Origin of the sequence: Citrobacter sp. Cpo065, assembly GCF_030332805.1 — a bacterium.
Taxonomy (GTDB): Bacteria; Pseudomonadota; Gammaproteobacteria; order Enterobacterales; family Enterobacteriaceae; genus Citrobacter; species Citrobacter portucalensis.
This window is the reverse complement of the sequence record NZ_JAOWHC010000034.1, coordinates 571101-588432: the sequence shown is the minus strand read 5'-3', so window position 1 is coordinate 588432 and position 17332 is coordinate 571101. Positions and strand designations below refer to the sequence as shown.

General features: G+C 52.6%; 17 protein-coding genes and 1 other annotated feature. Of the genes, 8 read left to right on the top strand and 9 right to left on the bottom strand.

The features are described from left to right. Positions 1-29: 29 nt before the first annotated feature. The 6 genes from trpA to trpL all read right to left on the bottom strand — a co-directional run bounded on the left by trpA (position 30) and on the right by trpL (position 6698). Positions 30-836 carry a tryptophan synthase subunit alpha gene (gene trpA / locus OGY68_RS18930; protein ID WP_057067326.1) on the bottom strand — a complete coding sequence of 269 codons (807 nt, stop codon included), beginning with the start codon at positions 834-836 and terminating at the stop codon, positions 30-32. Then, positions 836-2029, bottom strand: coding sequence for a tryptophan synthase subunit beta (gene trpB / locus OGY68_RS18925; RefSeq protein ID WP_003020645.1), 1194 nt, complete (start codon positions 2027-2029; stop codon positions 836-838). The genes trpA and trpB overlap by 1 nt, the downstream gene beginning before the upstream one ends. A gap of 10 nt (positions 2030-2039) precedes the next feature. Beyond that, on the bottom strand, positions 2040-3398 hold the full coding sequence (gene trpCF / locus OGY68_RS18920; protein WP_048236417.1) for a bifunctional indole-3-glycerol-phosphate synthase TrpC/phosphoribosylanthranilate isomerase TrpF: 1359 nt from the start codon (positions 3396-3398) through the stop codon (positions 2040-2042). 3 nt (positions 3399-3401) lie between these two features. Then, complete coding sequence (gene trpD / locus OGY68_RS18915) at positions 3402-4997, bottom strand: bifunctional anthranilate synthase glutamate amidotransferase component TrpG/anthranilate phosphoribosyltransferase TrpD (protein ID WP_057067328.1); 1596 nt, start codon at positions 4995-4997, stop codon at positions 3402-3404. Beyond that, positions 4997-6559, bottom strand: coding sequence for an anthranilate synthase component 1 (locus OGY68_RS18910; RefSeq protein ID WP_057067329.1), 1563 nt, complete (start codon positions 6557-6559; stop codon positions 4997-4999). Before OGY68_RS18910 ends, trpD begins: the two co-directional genes overlap by 1 nt. 23 nt (positions 6560-6582) lie before the next feature. Further along, positions 6583-6677 (bottom strand) — a sequence feature (Trp leader region). Next, on the bottom strand, positions 6654-6698 hold the full coding sequence (gene trpL / locus OGY68_RS18905; protein ID WP_012905981.1) for a trp operon leader peptide: 45 nt from the start codon (positions 6696-6698) through the stop codon (positions 6654-6656). Its footprint overlaps the feature before it by 24 nt. A gap of 135 nt (positions 6699-6833) precedes the next feature. On the opposite strand from trpL, the gene rnm reads away from it, so the two are divergent. The 3 genes from rnm to rluB all read left to right on the top strand — a co-directional run bounded on the left by rnm (position 6834) and on the right by rluB (position 9305). Further along, complete coding sequence (gene rnm, locus OGY68_RS18900) at positions 6834-7712, top strand: RNase RNM (RefSeq protein ID WP_057067330.1); 879 nt, start codon at positions 6834-6836, stop codon at positions 7710-7712. Further along, a complete protein-coding gene (locus OGY68_RS18895) occupies positions 7709-8329 on the top strand; it encodes an L-threonylcarbamoyladenylate synthase (protein ID WP_286617318.1) in 621 nt (206 codons plus the stop codon). Before rnm ends, OGY68_RS18895 begins: the two co-directional genes overlap by 4 nt. Positions 8330-8429: 100 nt before the next feature. Next, positions 8430-9305 (top strand): 23S rRNA pseudouridine(2605) synthase RluB, encoded by an 876-nt coding sequence (gene rluB, locus OGY68_RS18890; protein WP_003020625.1) that lies wholly within the window; start codon positions 8430-8432, stop codon positions 9303-9305. Between the two features lie 83 nt (positions 9306-9388). Here rluB and cobO read toward each other — a convergent pair whose 3' ends face one another. Next, positions 9389-9979, bottom strand: a complete 591-nt coding sequence (gene cobO, locus OGY68_RS18885; protein WP_003833333.1) for a cob(I)yrinic acid a,c-diamide adenosyltransferase — start codon at positions 9977-9979, stop codon at positions 9389-9391. Continuing rightward, the gene (locus OGY68_RS18880) at positions 9976-10737 is read right to left on the bottom strand and encodes a YciK family oxidoreductase (protein ID WP_008784935.1); all 762 of its coding nucleotides are present in this window, start codon (positions 10735-10737) and stop codon (positions 9976-9978) included. Before OGY68_RS18880 ends, cobO begins: the two co-directional genes overlap by 4 nt. Positions 10738-10958: 221 nt before the next feature. Here OGY68_RS18880 and sohB point away from each other — a divergent pair, with 221 nt between their 5' ends. Continuing rightward, positions 10959-12005, top strand: coding sequence for a protease SohB (gene sohB / locus OGY68_RS18875; RefSeq protein ID WP_032934465.1), 1047 nt, complete (start codon positions 10959-10961; stop codon positions 12003-12005). Positions 12006-12113: 108 nt separating this feature from the next. Here the strand turns inward: sohB and OGY68_RS18870 are convergent, their stop codons facing one another. Then, positions 12114-12365, bottom strand: a complete 252-nt coding sequence (locus tag OGY68_RS18870; RefSeq protein WP_003020616.1) for a YciN family protein — start codon at positions 12363-12365, stop codon at positions 12114-12116. Between the two features lie 398 nt (positions 12366-12763). On the opposite strand from OGY68_RS18870, the gene topA reads away from it, so the two are divergent. The 4 genes from topA (at position 12764) to OGY68_RS18850 (ending at position 17169) form a co-directional block, all read left to right on the top strand. After that, positions 12764-15361: a type I DNA topoisomerase gene (gene topA, locus OGY68_RS18865; protein WP_003833325.1), complete on the top strand. Its 2598-nt coding sequence runs from the start codon at positions 12764-12766 to the stop codon at positions 15359-15361. A 208-nt stretch (positions 15362-15569) separates the two neighbouring features. Beyond that, positions 15570-16544: an HTH-type transcriptional regulator CysB gene (gene cysB / locus OGY68_RS18860; RefSeq protein WP_003020610.1), complete on the top strand. Its 975-nt coding sequence runs from the start codon at positions 15570-15572 to the stop codon at positions 16542-16544. Positions 16545-16855: 311 nt separating this feature from the next. After that, entirely contained in the window at positions 16856-16996 is a 141-nt protein-coding gene (locus tag OGY68_RS18855; RefSeq protein ID WP_213732144.1) for a YmiA family putative membrane protein, read from the top strand. Positions 16997-16998: 2 nt separating this feature from the next. Beyond that, positions 16999-17169: a YciX family protein gene (locus OGY68_RS18850; protein WP_165755481.1), complete on the top strand. Its 171-nt coding sequence runs from the start codon at positions 16999-17001 to the stop codon at positions 17167-17169. The last annotated feature ends 163 nt before the right edge of the window (positions 17170-17332 follow it).

Sequence of the window (17332 nt, the reverse complement as noted above, 5' to 3'; positions counted from 1 at the left end):
CGCCAGAAATTTCTGGCGGTTGATTTAGCTTATTGGTGGGTGGCGGCTTTCATCGCGCTGACAAACGCTTTCAGCTCAGCCAGCATCTGTTCCGGTGCCGCAACATTTTTCTCAATGATTTTCACAATTGCCGAGCCGGAAATTGCACCGGCAGCACCGGCTTCAATAGCACCAGCGACCTGTTCAGGCGCAGAAATACCAAAGCCCTGTAAAGAAGGTGGCGCACCATATTGTTTCAGCTTTTCAACCAGATGATGCAGCGGTAATGCCGCACGATTTTCGGCACCGGTCACGCCTGCACGTGAAAGCAGATAAGTGTAGCCACGACCATAAGAGGCAATCTGGCGTAGCAGTTCTTCATCAGCGTTCGGCGGGCAGATGAAAATTGGTGCAATATTGTGACGGAGCGCTGCAGTTCTGAATGGTGCAGACTCTTCAACGGGAACATCGGCCACTAACACAGAATCCACACCCACTTTTTCGCACTGGGCGTAAAACTCGTCAATGCCCTTGCTGAAGACCAGGTTGGCATACATCAGCAACCCAATGGGAATCGTCGGATGCTTCTGGCGAATCAGCGCCAGCATTTCAAAGCATTGCGACGGTGTAACGCCGGCGGCAAACGCACGCAGGGTGGCTTCCTGAATAGTTGGGCCATCTGCCAGCGGATCGGAGAACGGAATGCCGAGCTCAAGAGCGTCGGCACCGGCTTCAATCAGCGTATCAATGATTTTCAGTGACTGCTCAACAGACGGATCGCCCAGGGTTACGAAGGGGACAAAAGCGCCTTCTTTGCGGTCCTTCAGCTGTGCAAACAGGTTTTCGTAACGTTCCATCAGATTTCCCCTCGCGCTTTCAGAATATCGTGTACGGTGAAAATGTCTTTGTCGCCGCGACCGGAGAGATTAACCACCAGTAACTGCTCTTTTTCCGGATTCTCACGCATCATTTTCAACGCGTGTGCCAGGGCATGGGAGGACTCCAGTGCCGGAATAATTCCCTCGTGCAGACACAGCGTTTTGAAGGCTTCCAGTGCTTCATCATCGGTGATTGAAACATAATCGGCGCGACCAATGCTGTTCAGGTACGCATGCTGTGGCCCGACCGATGGGAAGTCCAGCCCTGCAGAAATAGAGTAAGACTCTTCAATCTGTCCTTCTTCAGTCTGCATCATTGGGGACTTCATGCCGAAGTAAATCCCGACACGACCATGCTTCAACGGTGCGCCGTGTTCTCCAGACTCAATCCCGTGACCGCCTGGCTCTACGCCAATCAGACCTACGCTGGTTTCATTAATAAAATCGGCGAACATCCCGATGGCGTTAGAACCGCCGCCTACGCAGGCGATAACGGCGTCCGGCAGACGACCTTCTTTTTCCAGAATCTGCGCCTTGGTTTCTTCACCGATCATGCGCTGGAACTCACGCACAATGGTCGGGAAGGGGTGCGGACCAGCCGCCGTACCGAGCATGTAGTGCGCGGTATCGTAGCTGCCAGACCAGTCGCGAAGCGCTTCGTTACAGGCATCTTTCAGCGTTGCGGAACCGCTGTGAACGGGGATAACTTCAGCGCCCATCAAACGCATACGGAAAACGTTAGGCGACTGACGTTCAACATCTTTCGCGCCCATATAAATACGGCATTTCAACCCCAGCAGCGCGCTGGCGAGAGCAGATGCAACACCGTGCTGACCCGCGCCTGTTTCGGCGATGATTTCCGTTTTACCCATGCGCTTCGCCAGTAACGCCTGACCCAGCACCTGGTTGGTTTTGTGCGCGCCGCCGTGCAGTAAGTCTTCACGCTTGAGATACAGCGTCGTGTTGGTGCCTTGAGTAATGTTCTGGCACTTGGTCAGTGCGGTTGGGCGACCCGCATAGTTTTTCAGCAGATCTGTAAACTGCGCCTGAAATTCAGGATCCTTTTGTGCGCTGACAAAAGCTTCTTCCAGCTGGCGCAGGGCAGGCATCAGAATCTGTGGCACATACATACCGCCAAATTCACCAAAGTACGGATTGAGTAATGTTGTCATGTCCTTTTCCTTAATATGCGCGCAGCGTCTGAAAGACCGAAGCCAGAAGACGTGCATCTTTGATGCCCGGCTGTGACTCTACGCCAGAATTGAAATCGAGACCGGCACAGCCGGTTTTTGCCGCGTCAACGCAGTTATCTGCGCCGAGTCCGCCAGCCAGTAAAACGTTATCCAGCGATTGTCCGCCTAAAAGTGACCAGTCGAAGCGTTGACCGCTGCCGCCCTGGCCGTTGTCGAAGACGTATTTATCGACATGCTGATAATCACGGGCTGGCAACGTCTCGCTGACGCTGAGTGCCTTCCAGATTTGCACCTGTGCGGGCAGTAAGTCGCGCAGGGCGTCAACATAGGACTGGTCTTCGTTACCGTGCAGTTGCACGGCAGTTAGTCCCAGCTCCGCCGCTGTTGCGCTCACGTCGGTAATATCTGAGTTGCGAAACACCCCGACGTATTGCAGCGGCGCGCCGGTCATGACCTCTCGCGCCTGTGCTACGTTGACCGCGCGCGGGGATGTGGGGACAAAAATCAAGCCGCCGTAAATGGCACCCGCTTCGTATGCCGCATTTGCATCCTGAGCCCGGGTTAAACCGCAGACTTTATTCTCGCCGAGCAGTACACGACGCACGGCGGCGTGCAGATCATCATGCGACATCAGCGCGGAGCCAATCAGAAAACCGTTGGCGAAGTGGCTGAGCTCGCGCACCTGACCGTAAGTATTGATGCCGGACTCGCTGATGACGGTCACACCGTGCCCTAGTCGCGGCGCCAGTTGACGGGTGCGATTCAGATCAATCGACAGATCGCGTAAGTCACGGTTGTTGATACCAACGACTTTGGCGCCCAGTGCGATAGCACGCTCCAGCTCTTCTTCGTTACTGACTTCGGTCAGTACGCCCATTTTCAGGCTGTGGGCGACGGCGGCGAGTTGACGATATTGCTCATCATCGAGCACCGACAGCATCAGCAAACAGGCGTCCGCCTGGTAGAAACGCGCCAGGTAAATCTGGTAAGGATCGATAATAAAGTCCTTGCACAGAATCGGCTGCGGTGCGATGCGGCTGACGATAGGCAGGAAATCAAAGCTCCCCTGGAAATACTTCTCATCGGTCAGTACGGAGATCGCGGAAGCATAATGTTTATAGATGCTCGCAATCTGTGCCGGATCGAAGTCATCACGGATCACGCCTTTTGATGGAGATGCTTTTTTGCACTCCAGAATAAAGGCGGTGCGTGCACCTTGCAGCGCATCGTAGAAATCACGTGAGCCAGGCTGAACATCATTTTGAAAGCTGGCCAGCGGTTGTTGCTGTTTGCGGGCTTCTACCCAAATCGCCTTGTCTGCGACAATTTTCGCTAAAACGGTTTGCATCATTTACCCTCTTGCTGCCAGTGCAGTGACGCGGTCATAGGCCGCACCGCTACGCAGTACATTAATCACGGTTTGCGCATTGGCTTTTAAATCTTCTTCACCGTGCAGGCGCATTAACATGGCGACATTCGCGGCAACAGCAGCTTCATGAGCGGCTTCACCTTTACCTTGTAACAAGCGACTAAGAATGTCACGGTTTTCTTCCGGCGTGCCGCCAGCCAGCTGTTCCTGGTGGTAAGGCGTCAAACCAAAGTCTTCTGCCGTCAGTTGATAACTCTTGATTTCCCCATCGTGCAGCTCTGCCACAATGGTCGGCGCATGCAGCGAAACTTCGTCCATGCCACCACTGTGCACCACGGCTGCTCGTTGATATCCCAGCACACGCAGCGTTTCAGCAATCGGTAGCACCAGTTCCGGGCTGTAAACGCCGATCAACGCCAGCGGCGGATGCGCCGGGTTAATCAACGGGCCGAGCACGTTAAACAGCGTGCGGGTTTTTAACTGCTGGCGTACTGGCATGGCATGGCGAAAACCGGTGTGATATTTCGGCGCAAACAGGAAGCACACCCCGAGGTCATCTAGAGCCTGACGGGATTTATCAGCGTTCATATCCAGATTGATGCCAAATGCCGCTAACAGATCCGAAGAGCCAGACTTGCTGGAGACGCTGCGGTTGCCGTGTTTGGCAACTTTCAGCCCGCAAGCCGCCGCAACAAAGGCGCTGGCGGTAGAAATATTGATGCTGTTGCTGCCGTCGCCGCCGGTACCGACAATATCGGCAAACAGATAATCAGGGCGCGGGAACGGTGCGGCGTTTTCCAGCAGCGCGGTTGCCGCACCGGCAATTTCATTCGGGTGTTCGCCACGAATTTTCATGCTCACCAGCGCCGCAGCCAGTTGTTCCGGCTTCAGTTCACCGCGAACGACTGCGGAAAACAGCTGGTGACTTTCCTGCTGGGACAGCGTCTGGGCCTGATACAGTTTCTCCAGAATGGGTTGCAGCGTATTGGTTTGTTCAAGCTTCTGTTGCGCCCAGGCCAGCGTTTGTTCCAGCAAACGCGCGCCCTGGGTGGTCAGAATTGATTCTGGATGGAACTGGAAGCCGCAGACGCGATCGGTATCGTGACGTACCGCCATCACCATGCCGTTAAAGTGGGCGTTAATGGTCAATCCAGCAGGTACGTTGCTGCCAACCAGCGAATGATAGCGTGCCACCGGCAGCGGATTCGCCAGACCAGAAAACATCGCCTGACCGTCGTGTTCAATGCTGGACGCTTTGCCGTGAAGGATCTCTCCGGCCTGGCCCACATATCCACCATAGGCTTCAACAATGGCCTGGTGTCCCAGACAAATACCGATGATTGGCAGCTTGCCGCGCAAACGGGTTAACAGCTCCGGCATGCAACCCGCTTCGCTTGGCGCGCCTGGTCCTGGAGAAAGCATCAGCACCGGATTTTTCATGGTTGCTAAGCGGTCAATCAACGTCTGGGCCGGAATATGGTTGCGGTAAATCACCACGTTGTGACCATTAGTACGCAGCTGATCCGCCAGGTTATAGGTAAAAGAATCGATGTTATCAAGCAGCAGAATGTCAGCCATTAGAAGGTCTCCTGTGCGTGGTGCGCGGTAGCGATAGCACGCAGAACCGCGCGCGCTTTATTACGGGTTTCATCGGCTTCAGACTGCGGTACAGAATCCAGAACAATCCCGGCACCGGCTTGTACGGTGGCAATACCGTCTTCCACGAGGGCGGAGCGAATGACAATACAGGTATCCAGATCACCATGCGCCGTGAAGTAACCTACCGCACCGCCGTAGCTGCCACGGCGGCGACCCTCTGCCTCGGCGATAAGCTGCATGGCGCGAACTTTTGGCGCTCCGCTTAACGTGCCCATATTCATACAGGCGCGGTAAGCGTGCAGCACATCCAGATCGCTACGCAGTTCGCCGACCACGCGCGAAACCAGGTGCATAACGAAGGAGTAACGATCGACCTTGGTGAGGTCAGCAACATAGCGGCTGCCAGGCGTACAGATGCGCGCCAGGTCGTTACGCGCAAGGTCAACCAGCATCAGGTGCTCAGAAAGCTCTTTATGGTCGGTACGCATCTCCAGCTCGATACGGCTGTCGAGATCGCGATCAAGCGAACCGTCCGCACGACGACCGCGCGGGCGAGTACCAGCAATCGGGTAGATCTCAATCTGGCGGCTGGTGGCATCGTATTTCAGCGAGCTTTCCGGGGAGGCGCCAAACAGCGTGAACTCGTTGTCTTGCATGAAAAACATGTATGGGCTGGGGTTACTTTTCTTCAGCACATAGTAGGCCGCCAGCGGAGATGGGCAGGGCAGCGAGAAACGGCGGGATGGCACCACCTGGAAAATTTCGCCCGCGCGAATCGCTTTTTGCATGCCACGAACTACGGCGCCAAACTCTTCATCGCTCTGATTGCACTCGCAGCGCATCTGCGGGACTTCAGTGACCGGCAACGGCGGCGCAGGCTCGGTAAGCTGCTGGCTCAATTGCGCCAGACGAGCATTAAGACGCTGTTTTTCCGCATCATTGGGGATAAAAATACTGGCCTGAATACGGGTGCTTTTTTTCTGGTGATCGATAACCATCAGCGTTTCTGCCAGATAGAAGCAGTAGTCAGGGCAACGGTTGCCCGCTTCAAGCTGTGGCAACTCTTCAAAACCCGCAACCAGATCGTAAGAAAACAGACCGCCGAAGAACATTGCTTCACGTTCTTGCGCTGGAACATTAACCAGCTCCTGCAATAAACGGAATGCATCAAATACGGACAGGGAGCATAAGCGGGCGTCTTCATCGAGCAGTGGGCTGACGGCAGGGAATCGCAGATGACGACCATTCGGCTGTTGTTCGTTCTCAACGCCAGCGGGCAGGGCAACATCCAGCAGCGACAGCAGCGATGCGCCGTTTGCGGACAATGCCTGAATAGTGACAGTGTCACCGAGAGCGGTAATGCGTAATGCGCTGTCGACCAGCAGCAGGCTTTTCAGATCGTCTTTGCTGTCGATATCTGCAGATTCCAGCAGCAGTGTTGCTGGACGTGCGCCACACACTTGATGAAACAGCGCCGTCGGATTCTCACGGTAGGCGGCATCGCAGGCAAGCAGTTCGAGTGTCGGTTTTTGAGTTTGCATCGTTATTCTCATTAATTTTGTTCAAAAAAAAGCCCGCTCATTTGGCGGGCCGGGTATCTGGTTGCATATTGCAGACGTAAGACACTGCCCGAAATCAGGAAGTGCGCCACCAACCGTGCAGAACAAATGTTGCTTTCATCTCAGATACCTTCTTCATGTGAACTTGCGTACTAGTTAACTAGTTCGATGGAATAAAGTCAACACCTGATTTCAGTATATTTGTCGAAACCGCTATGATGGGCGTGATACGACATTTATTGAAACGGGAGCCGCCTTGAGCGACACGAATTACGCAGTGATTTATGACCTGCACAGTCATACTACAGCCTCCGATGGGCGATTAACGCCAGAAGCCTTAGTACACCGTGCGGTAGAGATGCGAGTCGGTACACTGGCGATCACCGATCATGACACCACGGCCGGCATTGCGGCGGCAAGAGAAGAAATTTCACGTTCAGGTTTAGCCTTAAATTTGATCCCTGGCGTCGAGATATCAACGGTCTGGGAAAACCATGAGATCCATATAGTGGGTCTGAACATTGATATCGCCCATCCCATGATATGTGAGTTTCTGGCGCAACAAACGGAACGTCGTCAGCAGCGTGCACGCCTGATTGCTGAACGACTCGACAAAGCGCATATCCCCGGCGCGTGGGAAGGGGCGTTACGCCTGGCTGATGGCGGGGCGGTTACGCGGGGCCATTTTGCACGTTTCCTGATGGAATGTGGAAAAGCCACAACCATGGCGGATGTCTTTAAAAAGTATCTTGCCCGTGGGAAAACCGGTTACGTTCCGCCACAGTGGTGTACAATAGAACAAGCTATTGATGTCATTCATCATTCTGGCGGTAAGGCTGTTCTGGCTCATCCTGGGCGGTACGATCTTAGCGCTAAGTGGCTGAAAAGACTGGTTGCACATTTTGCTGAACATCGCGGCGACGCGATGGAAGTAGCACAGTGCCAGCAGTCTCCCAATGAACGCACCCATCTGGCGACGCTTGCGCGTTCGCATCAACTGTGGGCATCGCAAGGGTCTGATTTTCATCTACCCTGCCCATGGATTGAGTTGGGCCGTAAACTTTGGTTGCCCGCAGGCGTAGAAGGCGTCTGGCAACTTTGGGAGCAGCCCGCGATCACAGAGAGGAAAGTATGAGTCAGTTTTTTTATATTCATCCCGAAAACCCGCAGCAGCGACTGATCAATCAGGCCGTTGAAATCGTGCGTAAAGGTGGGGTGATCGTCTATCCAACCGATTCCGGTTATGCGTTGGGCTGCAAAATTGAAGATAAAGGCGCCATGGAGCGCATTTGCCGCATCCGTCACCTGCCGGACGGACACAACTTTACGCTGATGTGTCGTGACCTGTCCGAACTGTCGACCTATTCGTTTGTCGACAACGTGGCATTCCGTTTAATTAAAAACAACACGCCGGGTAACTACACCTTCATCCTGAAAGGGACGAAAGAAGTTCCGCGCCGTTTGTTGCAGGAAAAACGTAAGACCATCGGCCTGCGTGTGCCATCGAATCCGATTGCGCTGGCGCTGCTGGAAGCACTGGGCGAGCCGATGCTATCTACATCGCTGATGCTGCCGGGCAGTGAATTTACTGAGTCAGACCCGGAAGAGATTAAAGACCGTCTGGAAAAACTGGTGGATTTGATTATTCACGGTGGCTATCTCGGTCAGCGGCCGACCACGGTCATCGATTTAACCGACGATTCTCCGGTGGTGTTGCGTGAAGGCGTCGGCGACGTTAAACCTTTCTTATAAGGGCGCGAACCGCTATACTACGCGGCCTTAAAATGGCGCTGACTGGCGCCGTTGATTCTCCTGTTCGACGCCTGTGAAGGCGACATCTAAAGGAAGCTCTATGAGCGAAAAGTTACAAAAAGTGCTGGCGCGCGCTGGCCACGGTTCTCGCCGTGAAATCGAATCTATTATTGCCGCGGGTCGCGTGAGCGTTGATGGCAAAATTGCCACGCTCGGCGATCGCGTTGAAGTCACTCCGGGTCTGAAAATCCGTATCGACGGTCATCTGATTTCGGTTAAAGAGTCTGCGGAGCAAATCTGCCGCGTTCTGGCCTATTACAAGCCAGAAGGTGAACTGTGTACCCGTAACGACCCGGAAGGTCGTCCGACCGTGTTCGATCGTTTGCCAAAACTGCGTGATGCGCGCTGGATTGCCGTAGGGCGTCTGGACGTGAATACCTGCGGTTTACTGCTGTTTACCACCGATGGTGAACTGGCTAACCGTCTGATGCACCCAAGCCGTGAAGTTGAACGTGAATATGCGGTACGTGTGTTTGGTCAGGTTGATGATGCCAAACTGCGCGATCTGAGTCGTGGCGTACAGCTGGAAGATGGTCCGGCGGCATTTAAAACGATCAAATTCAGCGGTGGTGAAGGGATCAACCAGTGGTATAACGTCACGCTGACCGAAGGGCGTAACCGTGAAGTCCGTCGCCTGTGGGAAGCTGTAGGTGTACAGGTAAGCCGTCTTATTCGTGTTCGTTACGGTGATATCCCGCTGCCGAAAGGCCTGCCGCGTGGTGGCTGGACCGAGCTTGACCTCGCGCAGACCAACTATCTGCGTGAACTGGTGGAGCTGAAGCCGGAAACGACATCTAAAGTTGCCGTCGAGAAAGATCGTCGTCGCATGAAGGCAAATCAGATCCGTCGTGCGGTGAAGCGTCACTCACAGGTCGGTAGCAGCCGTCGTCCGGGTGGTCGTAGCAACAACGGTTAATCATGAGTAGGCCTGATGAGCAAAGCGCCATCAGGCGTTAGCATGGAGCCGGATGCGGCGCAAGCGCCTTATCCGGCCTACTGTCAGTAATCAATCCCTATCTGGGCCTTCACGCCCGCTTCAAACGCATGCTTGACCGGGCGCAACTCGCTGACCGTATCCGCTAACTCCAGAATATCGCGATGACATCCACGGCCGGTGATAATCACCGTTTGATGGGCAGGGCGCGCGTTTAGGGCAGTGATGACCTCTTCAAGCGGCAGATAGTCGTATGCCACCATGTAGGTCAGCTCGTCCAGCACCACCATATCCAGTTCATCGTCGGCCAGCATCCGCTTACCGTGTTCCCACACGGCCATACAGGCCGCGGTGTCGGACTCACGGTTTTGCGTTTCCCAGGTAAATCCTGTTGCCATAACCTGAAACTCTACGCCGTGGGGTTCAAGTAAGTTACGTTCTCCGTTTGGCCACGTACCTTTAATAAATTGTACGACGCCGACTTTTTTACCGTGGCCCACCGCGCGCGTGGCGGTACCGAATGCGGCGGTGGTTTTACCCTTACCATTTCCGGTGAATACGATGATGATCCCGCGCTCGTCCGTAGCGGCGGCAACGCGTGCGTCAACCCGATCTTTTACGCGCTGTTGACGTTGCTGATAGCGTTCTTCACTCATTGGGCAATTCCTGGTTTACGGCCCGGCTGGGCGTCAAAAGTCATACCGGTTTTACGGCGGCTGTCATCGCCCATCAGCCACAGGTAGAGCGGCATAATATCGGCGGGAGTTTTCAATTTTTGTGGATCTTCCGTGGGGAATGCGCTGGCTCGCATGCCAGTTCGTGTTCCACCAGGATTGATACAGTTTACGCGCAGATGACGGTTTTGATACTCATCAGCCAGAACCTGCATCATCCCTTCGGTAGCAAATTTTGATGTGGCATACGCCCCCCAATTGGCGCGTCCCTGGCGGCCGACGCTGGAAGAGGTAAAGACCAGCGATCCGGCATCGGATTTGAGTAACAACGGCAGCAATGCCTGAGTCAGCATAAAAGTGGCATTCACATTTACCTGCATCACATCCTGCCAGACCTGCGGGTTTTGTTCACTCATTGGGCAAATATCGCCGAGTAATCCGGCGTTATGCAGTACGCCATCCAGACGTGGGAAATGTGCGGCAATGCGCTGTGCAAGCTGGTGACATTCTTCAGAGGTACAGGTCAGTAAATCCAGCGTAAACCACTGTGGTTGTGTTCCGTTTTCATCGGCGATAGTGCGGGCAACCTGACGCAGTTTTTCTTCGTTACGCCCAAGCAGGATAACGGTCGCGCCATAGCGTGCATAGGTCTGCGCGGCTTCGCGTCCGATACCATCGCTGGCACCGGTGACAAGAATAATGCGGCCCTGTAAAAGGTCTTGTTTAGGTTGGTAATGCACGGCTACTCCTCGGCGACGCCCTGGCCATCTCGTTCGCAATAACTTTTGGGCTTTATGCCTTAAACCCTGTTCTTTTTCAATCAGCCAAAGGCAATAACACCGCAAAATGAACGCTTTGTCATGCTTTTTACTGATTCAGCACTGGATGTATGAAGCAAGACGAGGTGACACGCCTGTTGTACACTGAGCGGAAGTCGCGTTGTTTAACCAAGGTGGGTCTCGTGGAATTGTTGTCTGAATATGGGCTGTTTTTGGCAAAAATTGTCACTGTCGTGGTGGCTATTGCAGTGGTGGTGATGCTGATCGTAAACGCGACACAACGCAAACGTCAGCGTGGGGAATTGCGGGTTATTAACCTCAGCGATCAATATAAAGAGATGAAGGAAGACCTGTCGCTGGCCTTATTGGATGGGCATCAGCAAAAATTCTGGCATAAGGCGCAGAAAAAGAAACAGAAGCTGGAGGCGAAGGCCGCCAAGGCAAAAGCAAAACTGGGTGACAGTACGTCATCAGATAAACCTCGTGTATGGGTGCTTGATTTTAAAGGCAGTATGGATGCCCATGAGGTCAGCGCATTACGCGAAGAGGTGACGGCGGTGCTGGCGGTTGTTAAACCTCAGGATCAGGTGGTGGTTCGTCTGGAAAGCCCGGGCGGTGTGGTACATGGTTATGGCCTGGCTGCGTCCCAGTTACAACGCCTGCGCGATAAGCAGATCCCGCTGACCGTCACGGTAGATAAAGTCGCTGCGAGCGGCGGATATATGATGGCCTGCGTGGCAGATAAAATTGTTTCGGCGCCGTTTGCTATCGTCGGCTCAATTGGCGTGGTGGCGCAGATCCCGAACTTTAACCGCTTCCTGAAAGGGAAAGATATTGATATCGAACTGCACACCGCCGGACAGTACAAGCGTACGTTGACGCTGCTTGGCGAGAACACGGAAGAAGGACGGCAGAAATTCCGTGAAGACCTGAACGAAACGCATCATCTGTTTAAAGATTTTGTGCATCGTATGCGCCCGACCCTGGACATTGAGCAGGTTGCCACGGGTGAACACTGGTTTGGTCAACAGGCGCTGGCAAATGGGCTGGTGGATGAGATCAATACCAGCGATGAGGTGATCCTCGGGCTGATGGAAGGTCGTGAAGTGTTGAACGTTCGCTATCTGCAGCGTAAAAAGCTGATGGATCGTTTTACCGGTAGTGCGGCGGAGAGCGCCGATCGTTTGCTGATGCGCTGGTGGCAGCGGGGGCAGAAGCCACTGATGTAAAATTGTCATTGCCGGATAGCGATGCTCACATATCCTATCCGGCCTACAAATAGGCATCAATGTAGGCTGGATAAGGCGTTGCCGCCATCCGGCAAATTATTTCTCGAGTTAATCGATCAAGTGATACTTTTCAGAAAGTACGTGCGCCAGGTGTTTAAACATATTAAACACAGCCGTACTTTTGGGCGTTGGTAGCCCTTGCTCGTCTAAAAAGTAATCTCCGCTGAAAACCAGCACGCCGTTTCGCTGCGTAACGCCGGTGGCGACAATCCCCGCCAGCGTGTCCTCATGCTCACGAATGATTTTGTTGGCTTCAATCAGCAGTGTTTCGCGATCGATGGGTTGAGTGTCTTTATGCATGATTTACTCCTTAAACAAGGACATTAGTCTACGCTGAGCCCGCCTTATGGGCAAATATTCCCTGACATAAATGAAGGTTTTACGACAGTGTTACAACTGGCGAGATTTGTTTTTGCATGCTAATAAAGTTGCGTAACGCATTTTATCAGGTACAGTGTGACGCTTTCGTCAATCTGGCAACAGATTTGCTTGACATTCGACCAATACTTCGTCGTGCTAGAGCGTTTGTGAGAAAAAAAGCCTGTTAACTCAGTTACATGAGAGTTACATTACAAGCGCGAAACAGTTTAAGGGGTTGATATCCGCCGACGCAGAGACCATATCGATGTCTCGTCGCCAGTGGAAGGTGAATCAACGTGCGACGCATTCTGGAAGAATCAAATTAGGTAAAGGTGAATATGGGTAAAGCTCTTGTCATCGTTGAGTCCCCGGCAAAAGCCAAAACGATCAACAAGTATCTGGGTAATGACTACGTGGTGAAATCCAGCGTCGGTCATATCCGTGATTTGCCGACCAGTGGCTCAGCAACTAAAAAGAGCGCCGACTCAACCTCCACCAAAACGGCTAAAAAGCCCAAAAAGGATGAACGTGGCGCTCTCGTCAACCGTATGGGTGTTGACCCGTGGCACAACTGGGATGCGCGCTATGAAGTGCTGCCTGGTAAAGAGAAAGTTGTTTCTGAACTGAAGCAACTGGCTGAAAAAGCCGACCACATCTATCTCGCAACCGACCTTGACCGCGAAGGGGAAGCCATTGCATGGCACCTGCGGGAAGTCATCGGTGGCGACGACACCCGCTACAGCCGCGTGGTGTTTAACGAAATTACCAAAAATGCTATTCGCCAGGCGTTTGAAAAACCGGGCGAGTTGAACATCGATCGTGTTAATGCGCAACAGGCGCGCCGCTTTATGGACCGTGTGGTGGGCTATATGGTGTCGCCACTGCTGTGGAAAAAAATTGCGCGTGGTCTGTCTGCCGGTCGCGTACAGTCTGTGGCTGTGCGTCTGGTGGTTGAGCGTGAACGCGAAATCAAAGCATTTGTTCCAGAAGAGTTCTGGGAAATTGATGCTAACACGACCACGCCGGGCGGTGACGCGTTGCCGCTTGAGGTGACGCATCAAAATGATAAACCGTTCCGTCCTGTAAATCGGGAACAAACGCTTGCCGCGGTTAGCCTGTTGGAAAAAGCGCGCTATAGCGTCCTGGAACGTGAAGATAAACCGACCAGCAGCAAGCCGAGTGCTCCGTTCATTACCTCCACGCTACAGCAGGCTGCGAGCACGCGTCTGGGCTTTGGTGTGAAGAAAACCATGATGATGGCGCAGCGCTTGTATGAAGCGGGTTACATCACTTACATGCGTACTGACTCAACCAATCTGAGCCAGGATGCTGTCACCATGGTTCGCGATTACATCAGTGATAATTTTGGCAAAAAATATTTGCCGGAGAGCGCGAACCAGTACGCCAGCAAAGAGAACTCGCAGGAAGCACACGAAGCTATCCGTCCTTCCGATGTCGCCGTACTGGCGGAGTCGCTGAAAGATATGGAAGCCGATGCGCAAAAACTGTATCAGCTGATCTGGCGCCAGTTTGTAGCTTGTCAGATGACGCCAGCGAAATATGACTCTACCACCCTGACCGTGGGTGCGGGTGATTTCCGTCTGAAAGCGCGTGGTCGTATTCTGCGCTTCGATGGTTGGACCAAAGTGATGCCAGCGCTGCGTAAGGGCGATGAAGATCGCATCTTACCGGCGGTGGACAAAGGCGATACCTTGACGCTTATCGAGCTGACACCTGCGCAGCACTTCACCAAGCCGCCTGCACGCTTCAGTGAAGCTTCGCTGGTTAAAGAACTTGAAAAGCGTGGCATTGGTCGTCCATCCACCTATGCGTCGATCATTTCTACGATTCAGGATCGCGGTTATGTTCGCGTTGAAAACCGTCGCTTCTACGCTGAAAAAATGGGTGAAATCGTCACCGATCGTCTGGAAGAAAACTTCCGCGAGCTGATGAACTACGATTTTACCGCGCAGATGGAAGACAGCCTCGACCAGGTGGCGAATCACGAAGCCGAATGGAAGGGCGTACTCGACAACTTCTTCACTGATTTTACTCAGCAGTTAGATAAAGCCGAGAAAGATCCTGAAGAAGGCGGTATGCGTCCGAACCAGATGGTGCTGACCAGCATTGATTGCCCGACCTGCGGACGCAAGATGGGTATTCGTACCGCCAGTACCGGCGTTTTCCTTGGTTGCTCCGGCTACGCACTTTCCCCGAAAGAGCGTTGCAAAACCACCATTAACCTGGTGCCGGAAAACGAAGTATTGAACGTGCTGGAAGGCGATGACGCGGAAACGAACGCATTGCGCGCCAAACGCCGCTGCCAGAAGTGCGGTACGGCAATGGATAGTTATCTCATCGATCCTAAGCGTAAATTGCATGTGTGTGGTAATAACCCAACCTGCGACGGCTACGAGATCGAAGAGGGTGAATTCCGTATCAAGGGTTATGACGGTCCTATCGTAGAGTGCGAAAAATGTGGTTCTGAAATGCACCTGAAAATGGGACGTTTCGGCAAGTACATGGCGTGTACTAACGACGAGTGTAAAAACACCCGTAAGATCCTGCGTAACGGTGAAGTTGCTCCGCCGAAAGAAGATCCGGTTCCGCTGCCGGAACTGCCGTGTGAAAAATCTGACGCGTATTTCGTGTTACGTGATGGTGCTGCAGGTATCTTCCTGGCGGCCAATACGTTCCCGAAATCACGTGAGACTCGTGCGCCGTTGGTGGAAGAGTTGTACCGCTTCCGCGATCGCCTGCCGGAAAAACTGCGTTATCTGGCAGATGCGCCGCAAACAGACCCGGATGGTAACAAGTCTATGGTTCGTTTCAGCCGTAAAACCAAGCAGCAATACGTTGCCGCTGAGAAAGACGGTAAGGCGACTGGCTGGTCCGCGTTCTTCGTTGACGGTAAATGGGTAGAAGGGAAGAAATAACAGCGTTACGGCTGAATTTCTCCTCAAAGGGTCGCGTAAGCGGCCCTTTTTGTTTCTGGCATATTATTTTTTGTCATACCTATACAGCGTACATATAAATGATATAGTGGTTATAGTTAACAGACTTTTTATTATTAAATCGTATTAGCAGCGCCCACGAGCCTGCACTGAAACGATGATTTGATGGCGCGAATCGGGATGGCATAACATGAAATTACAGCAGCTTCGCTACATTGTTGAGGTGGTGAACCACAACCTTAATGTCTCCTCAACGGCGGAAGGGCTTTATACCTCTCAGCCCGGTATCAGTAAGCAAGTTCGTATGCTGGAAGATGAACTTGGCATCCAGATTTTCGCCCGTAGTGGTAAGCATCTGACCCAGGTTACGCCAGCGGGGCAGGAAGTCATCCGTATTGCGCGTGAAGTACTGTCTAAGGTAGATGCTATTAAGTCCGTTGCTGGCGAACATACCTGGCCGGATAAAGGCTCGCTGTATATCGCCACCACGCACACCCAGGCACGTTACGCTTTGCCGAACGTGATTAAGGGTTTTATTGAGCGATATCCTCGTGTTTCATTGCATATGCATCAGGGATCGCCGACGCAAATTGCCGAAGCCGTCTCGAAAGGGAATGCGGATTTTGCCATCGCGACGGAAGCCCTGCATCTGTATGACGATCTGGTGATGTTACCTTGCTACCACTGGAACCGTTCGATTGTCGTCACGCCGGATCATCCGCTGGCGGGAAAATCCTCGGTTTCTATTGAGGAACTGGCACAGTATCCACTGGTGACCTACACCTTTGGATTTACCGGGCGTTCGGAGCTGGACACCGCGTTTAACCGTGCGGGTCTGGAGCCGCGTATTGTTTTTACCGCGACCGATGCCGATGTTATTAAAACCTATGTCCGTCTGGGTCTCGGCGTGGGTGTAATTGCCAGTATGGCGGTTGATCCTGTTTCCGATCCTGACCTGGTACGTGTGGATGCGCACGATATCTTCAGCCATAGCACCACCAAAATTGGTTTTCGTCGCAGCACCTTCTTACGTAGTTACATGTATGATTTCATTCAACGTTTCGCGCCGCATCTGACGCGTGATGTGGTGGACACGGCGGTGGCGCTGCGTTCCAACGATGATATTGAAGCCATGTTTAAAGATATTAAATTGCCTGAGAAATAATAACGGTTGTTACCTCGTCGGTATCTGTAAGCATAAAGTGATACCGACGGGGGAGTCTGAATTCATTATTTCTCCTCCTATATATTAACCATATATTATTTATGGAAAAAGTTCTCTAAAGTAGTTTCAAATTAGTCAGCTTGCCAAAAATCACGCTCAAATATTCATAATTGATCAAACAATTGATTTATTTATCAGATCGAGTCCGAAAATTAACTGGCTTTTTTTTGCCTTTTTTATTAGGATTCCTCCTATCTGATGATTAATTGTACCAATTGTTTGGTGCCTAAATGATAAGTGATTTCGATAGTATGAGGTTAGCGATGCCTTCAGGAAACCAGCCTGCACGCCGGGATCCCGCGATGAAACGTAAAGCCTGGTTCGCCGTGTTTCTTGGCTCTGCGATATTCTGGATTATTGTCGCACTCGTGGCCTGGAACGTGTGGGGGTAAGTATGTCCGCACCGGAGCAGCACTCTACCGTGACGCCAGCGTCTCATGACCATGAGCAAGAGAGCAAAACCGTCGCCGAGAAGGAGCCAAAGATACCCGAATCCTGGAATCTTTCTCCTGAACAACGGGCGTTTATTGATCTGTTAACCGGTGATGATGAACAGAAACAATAATTCGTACGTATTTTATAATAATAACGATTACCTCGTGGCCTTAAATATCGAATTGTTTATCCCATGTATTCACCATCAGCCACCTAATCAACGTATTATCGATTGCGCTATTGCCTGCTGAATATTCATCCTATTAATCTACACGGCTAGACCTTCTTCCCTA

Excerpts from the sequence above, each read along its gene's own strand:
- rluB (WP_003020625.1), top strand. The coding sequence starts at position 8,430 with ATGAGCGAAAAGTTACAAAAAGTGCTGGCGCGCGCTGGCCACGGTTCT.
- OGY68_RS18910 (WP_057067329.1), bottom strand. The coding sequence starts at position 6,559 with ATGCAAACTCAAAAACCGACACTCGAACTGCTTGCCTGCGATGCCGCC.
- cysB (WP_003020610.1), top strand. The coding sequence starts at position 15,570 with ATGAAATTACAGCAGCTTCGCTACATTGTTGAGGTGGTGAACCACAAC.
- OGY68_RS18870 (WP_003020616.1), bottom strand. The coding sequence starts at position 12,365 with ATGCATAAAGACACTCAACCCATCGATCGCGAAACACTGCTGATTGAA.
- OGY68_RS18895 (WP_286617318.1), top strand. The coding sequence starts at position 7,709 with ATGAGTCAGTTTTTTTATATTCATCCCGAAAACCCGCAGCAGCGACTG.
- trpCF (WP_048236417.1), bottom strand. The coding sequence starts at position 3,398 with ATGCAAACCGTTTTAGCGAAAATTGTCGCAGACAAGGCGATTTGGGTA.
- trpB (WP_003020645.1), bottom strand. The coding sequence starts at position 2,029 with ATGACAACATTACTCAATCCGTACTTTGGTGAATTTGGCGGTATGTAT.
- topA (WP_003833325.1), top strand. The coding sequence starts at position 12,764 with ATGGGTAAAGCTCTTGTCATCGTTGAGTCCCCGGCAAAAGCCAAAACG.
- trpD (WP_057067328.1), bottom strand. The coding sequence starts at position 4,997 with ATGGCTGACATTCTGCTGCTTGATAACATCGATTCTTTTACCTATAAC.
- cobO (WP_003833333.1), bottom strand. The coding sequence starts at position 9,979 with ATGAGTGAAGAACGCTATCAGCAACGTCAACAGCGCGTAAAAGATCGG.
- OGY68_RS18850 (WP_165755481.1), top strand. The coding sequence starts at position 16,999 with ATGTCCGCACCGGAGCAGCACTCTACCGTGACGCCAGCGTCTCATGAC.
- trpA (WP_057067326.1), bottom strand. The coding sequence starts at position 836 with ATGGAACGTTACGAAAACCTGTTTGCACAGCTGAAGGACCGCAAAGAA.
- OGY68_RS18855 (WP_213732144.1), top strand. The coding sequence starts at position 16,856 with ATGAGGTTAGCGATGCCTTCAGGAAACCAGCCTGCACGCCGGGATCCC.